Source organism: Thiohalocapsa sp., from assembly GCF_019695415.1.
GTDB lineage: Bacteria > Pseudomonadota > Gammaproteobacteria > Chromatiales > Chromatiaceae > Thiohalocapsa.
Map to the genome: position 1 here is coordinate 1 of NZ_JAIFKJ010000219.1, position 5,016 is coordinate 5,016.

General features: G+C 65.4%; 5 protein-coding genes and 1 pseudogene. 5 read left to right on the plus strand and 1 reads right to left on the minus strand.

Annotated features, from left to right (window positions below; translation table 11 throughout):
• Positions 1-344, minus strand: a pseudogene (locus I6U14_RS06240) (hypothetical protein); the annotation flags it as partial.
• A 121-nt stretch (positions 345-465) separates the two neighbouring features.
• On the opposite strand from I6U14_RS06240, the gene msrB reads away from it, so the two are divergent.
• From msrB to I6U14_RS06265, 5 genes are all read left to right on the plus strand, one after another.
• Entirely contained in the window at positions 466-864 is a 399-nt protein-coding gene (gene msrB / locus I6U14_RS06245) for a peptide-methionine (R)-S-oxide reductase MsrB (RefSeq protein WP_296897769.1), read from the plus strand.
• A gap of 526 nt (positions 865-1,390) precedes the next feature.
• A complete protein-coding gene (gene lipA / locus I6U14_RS06250; RefSeq protein ID WP_296897771.1) occupies positions 1,391-2,368 on the plus strand; it encodes a lipoyl synthase in 978 nt (325 codons plus the stop codon).
• 71 nt (positions 2,369-2,439) lie between these two features.
• On the plus strand, positions 2,440-2,859 hold the full coding sequence (locus I6U14_RS06255; protein WP_296897773.1) for a hypothetical protein: 420 nt from the start codon (positions 2,440-2,442) through the stop codon (positions 2,857-2,859).
• 111 nt (positions 2,860-2,970) lie between these two features.
• Positions 2,971-3,792 (plus strand): YdcF family protein, encoded by an 822-nt coding sequence (locus I6U14_RS06260; RefSeq protein ID WP_296897775.1) that lies wholly within the window; start codon positions 2,971-2,973, stop codon positions 3,790-3,792.
• 718 nt (positions 3,793-4,510) lie between these two features.
• The coding region (locus I6U14_RS06265) for a citrate/2-methylcitrate synthase (protein ID WP_296897776.1) at positions 4,511-5,016 on the plus strand (506 nt) is incomplete at its 3' end.

Below are 5,016 nucleotides of genomic sequence, written 5' to 3' on the forward strand. Positions count from 1 at the left end.
TTTGTTCTTGTTGGCTTATTTCTTGGTTTGTTGCTCTGCTGTCCTTTGTGTTTGTTTTTTTTTTGATGTGCTGGTGTCCCCCCGTATTTAACCTGGGTCGCTCGTCGGCGGCTGCAGATGTTGATAAGAGACAGGCCAGGCGCCGAGACCGGCATGGTGAGCGGGTTGTCGGTGCGGAATGCGTAGCGCAGCAGTCCTTTCAGCTCTTCCATCATGGCGCCGAAGGCGGGATCGAGATGGCCAATGGTGGGCCGCGCCAGTGCTGCGGTCACGCGCGGGTGGACATCCGCAGGACCAGGCCCCATGAGTGTACGCGGCGGCGGTTGGAAGGAGCTGACTCGCATATGGGAAAACCAGTTTTGTTTCAGCCTGTTGTGACTCGTGCCGGGCTGTGCGCCAAGTGGGACAGCAGTATAAGGGCCGTCCGCTTGCCGTCACAACGACCATAGTCAAGAGGAGCTTGCGATGACCGACAAGATCGAGAAAACCGATGCCGAATGGCGCGCCGAGCTGACGCCCGAGCAATACCGTGTGCTGCGCCAGCAGGGGACGGAGCCCGCCTTTACCGGTGACTACTGGGCCACGAAAGATGCCGGTCGCTATCTCTGCGCGGGATGCGGCGCGGAGCTCTTCTCCGCCGAGCACAAGTTCGACTCCGGCACCGGTTGGCCGAGCTTCTGGCAGCCCGCCGCCAACGGTGCTGTCGAGACCGAGACGGACAAAAGCCACGGCATGGTCCGCACGGAGGTGCATTGCGCCCGCTGCGGCTCGCACCTAGGGCATGTCTTCCCGGATGGCCCGCGGCCGACCGGCGAGCGCTATTGCATCAACTCGGTGTCGCTGAGCTTCGACCCGGAGAATTGAGGAGCGCTCGATCGACCAAGATCGACTGAAGTCCGTTTAGCCGCCGCGCCCGGTGCTCGCCTGGAACGCATCAGTAGACGCTCTGTCGGCGGCTCACCGCCGCGGCTCTGTGATGGAGTCCACGGGAAAGCCCCAGACGCCCATCTTCGCTGCAAGCGAGCGATTGCCAATCGGGCTCAGCCCGCACTGGGGTGAGACTATAGCACTTGGTCCGCGAAAACCCGCTCGGCATCGGCGCGCGGCCATTGCCGGGATGGCCAGGCCGGCCGGGGTGGTCATCTTGGCGATGCCACCGATGATGGACCTCCGGGTTGCGAACACGGCGCGCGCCAGCTCGGGCATCGGTGCCGTGTCGACGCGCGAGACGCCCGTGCAAAGATCACGGACGATCTGCAGGTCATCTTTAAGAGTGCTGGTAAACTGAACAACCCGCTGCGGGTCCTGTCCTGCACTTGTGTCCGCGCACGTCGCGGGCGCCACACGTCAAGAACCCCCATTTTTCGCCACCAGATGTCCGGAGTCCCGCATGCCTGACGCGAGTCCGCTCGAAGCCCCATCCCGTTACTCGCCCGAGACCCATCAGCGCGGTCGCGACAAGGTGGCCCGCATCCCGGTGAAAATTGAGCCCACGGGGGAGGTGCCGCGCAAGCCGCGCTGGATCCGCGCCAAGGCGCCCACCGGGCCCGGGGTAAGCCGCATCAAGCGTCTGCTGCGTGAGACCGGACTCGCCACTGTGTGCGAAGAGGCGCAGTGCCCGAACCTGGGCGAGTGCTTCGGTCACGGCACGGCGACCTTCATGATCCTCGGCGACATCTGCACCCGGCGCTGCCCCTTCTGCGATGTCGCCCACGGCCGCCCGCAGCCGCTGGACGAGGCAGAGCCCGAGAACCTTGCGGACTCCATCGCCCGCATGGGCTTGAGCTACGTCGTCATCACCTCCGTGGACCGGGACGACCTGCGCGACGGCGGCGCAGGGCACTTCGCGGCCTGCCTGCGGGCAGTGCGAGCGCGCTGTCCGGAGATTCGCCTCGAGGTGCTGGTGCCGGACTTCCGTGGCCGCGAGGCGCAAGCGCTGGACGCCTTTACCGGCGACGCCGTGCCCGATGTCTTCAACCACAATCTGGAAACCGTGCCCCGGCTTTATCGTCAGGCGCGGCCCGGCGCCGACTACCAAGGCTCGCTGGACCTGCTCGCGGCCTTCAAGGCGCGCCACCCGACTGTGCCCACCAAGTCGGGCCTGATGCTCGGGCTGGGCGAGCAACGCGACGAGGTGCTGGCCGTGATGCGCGACCTGCGTGCCCACGGCTGCGACATGCTCACCCTGGGCCAGTATCTGCAGCCGAGTCGGGACCATCTGCCGGTGGAGCGCTTCTGGACGCCGGAGGCGTTCGCCGCGCTGGGCGGCGAGGCGGAGGCCATGGGCTTCTCGGCGGTCGCAAGCGGTCCCATGGTGCGCTCGTCCTACCACGCCGATCAGCAAGCGCAAGCGCTGGCGCAGCGCTGATGGCGCCCGCGGCCGGCCCATGGTTGGGGAGTGTGGGCTTGCGCTTGGCCGCAGGCGCCCGGTAAGTCGCAATGGCTTGGCTTTGGCTGCTGCTGGCCTTCGCGCTCTTCATGGCGCTGCTGCGCAGCGTCTACAGCGTTAATCGGGCCGCGGTTCGGCGCTTCGGCTACGAGCCCTTTTCTCTGCCCAACGCCGCGCTGATGCTGCTGGTGAACCTGTTGTTGCTGTCAGCGCTCGGGCCGGTCGCGGAGGGGCAGCGGGCGCTAGGGGTGGCTGGGCTGGTGAAGTTGGGCGCGGCTGGCGTGTTGGCGACAGGGATGCTGGTGGTTATCGCGCGGCGGACCACGGTCCGGTACGGCCTCTATGCGGTGGTGGTGATGAGCGTCGGTGCCATCGCCGTGCTGCCAAGCCTGCTCTTCATGAGCATGGCCGGCACATCACCGACGGCCGATACACCTAAGCCCGAGGACCCGAGCGACCGAGATGCCTAGCGCTCAGCTGTCTGCGCCGCGGGCCAGCGGTTGCAGCGGGCCGGACGCCGAGCGCTGCCCGGGGCGCATGGCGGACGTACGCCGCCGCCATCACTGCCGGATACCAGCCGCATGGAATCCTACACTATCCTGAAACAATTGCTCCTCCCGCCCGGGCTCTTCCTGGTACTGCTCGCGCTGGCGTTTGTGCTGGTGCGTGGGACGCTGGGGCGGCTGGTGCTCTTCGTCACCTGGAGCCTGCTGTTGGTGATGAGCCTGCCCGCGCTGGCCGGGCCCTTGATTCGGCTCGCGGAGCAGTACCCGGCGTTGCCGCCTACGGCGCTCCGACAGACCGGTGCGGAGGCCATCGTCGTGCTGGGAGCTGAAGTCTATGCAGACGCACCGGAGTACGATGGCCACACGGTGGGCGTGAACAGCATGAAGCGCAGCCGTTATGCGGCATGGCTGCATCGGCGCACCGGGCTGCCAATTTACATCAGCGGTGGTGCCGGACCTCGGGCGCCCGGGCCCGCAATGCAGCGCTTCCTGGAGGAGGAGCTGGCCGTGCCGGTCGCGGCGCTGGAGGATGGCAGCCGCAACACCCGCGAGAACGCCGAGCTAACCGCGCCCCTACTCGAACAGGCCGGCATCCGCCGCGTGCTGTTGGTGACGGATGCCTGGCACATGCCTCGAGCCCTGGCGGCCTTCGAGCGTGCCGGCGTGGACGCGGTGCCGGCGCCGACCTATTTCGTCTCCGGCGCTCGGCGACTGCAACGAGCAGCGGGTGCCGAGAACCACGGATGGCGCGAATGGCTGCCGCAGGCAGCGGCGCTTTACGCGAGCTACTATGCGATACACGAGCTGCTCGGTGCGGTGTACTACGAGCTGCGGGCGGACCTTGGCCCGAAATCACAGGCATGGAATCTGCGCGTTGATCCTGATCAACTCTCCTAATGTCTGCGCGACTGTCGCTGTCAGCCTTGGCCGGAGTTTATGCACACCCGTTGTCTGGGCGCCAGAATCCCAAGCAGTTCGCTGATCGACTCTCGGAGGTTCTTGAGGTGGAATTGTAAGTATCTGATGAAGAAGTAAGAACGAGGATTGGTCAATGATTGGTCAATGATACTGGGTTGTTACCGAGTCAGGCACTTAGGGGGCATTCCCAAGGTTCTTCCACAGAGTTATCCACAGGGTTTGTGCAAGACGTCGATTCCGCAAAGCGTCGTGCTGGGTTAGAGAAATTGACTAGACAGACCATAAGAAGTAGCTGCTAAACTCATGGAAAGCTGAGGAGGGTGCCTGTCAAGCCACGGTGTCTTACAGCGCGTTGCGCATTGCGGGAAGCGCAGCCGGAAAAGGCCTCGGGTCCGCAGCGTTGGTGACTCCTGCACCCCGCATCGCGCCCACAGCGCCGGGGTGCCGTCGCTGCAGGGCTGCGTCAGAGCGGGCTATGCATTTGAAGCTTGTTCGGATTGCGCGATGTGCGAAGCGCGCGGAGCAACCCTCTGAGGGCGGCCGGCACGCCGTGCACTTTTCGTGTTCATCCCGATCCCATCTATTGTGGGTGCCTACGCCGATCGCCGCCGAGCGCCGCGGCAAGGTGTGGTCCGTGGCGCATCCCGGTTAAGCTTGCCTGTCGCCGCCGGCGCACACGACCCGACTGGAGGGGTCTATGACCGATACCGACAAACAGCCCCAGTCCGAAGCGCTTGCGAAGCCCAAAGCCAAGAAGTCCGTCGCGCTGTCCGGCGTCACCGCCGGTAACACCGCCGTCTGCACCGTCGGGCGCACCGGTAACGACCTGCACTATCGCGGCTACGACATCCTGGACTTTGCCGACGCGGCGGAGTTCGAGGAGATCGCCTACCTTCTGATCCACGAGCGACTGCCGAGCCGCGCCGAGCTCGCCGCCTACAAGCGTAAGCTCAAGGCCATGCGCGGCCTGCCGTCGGCGCTCAAGACCGTGCTGGAGCAGCTGCCGCCCTCGGCGCATCCCATGGACGTGCTGCGCACCGGTTGCTCCGTGCTCGGCATACTGGAGCCGGAGAAAGACACGATGCCCACGGCGGCTGCCCGCGACATCGGTGACCGGCTCATGGCGAGCTTCGGCTCCATGCTCCTGTACTGGTATCACTTCGCGCACAACGGCAAGCGCATCGAGGTGGAGACCGACGACGA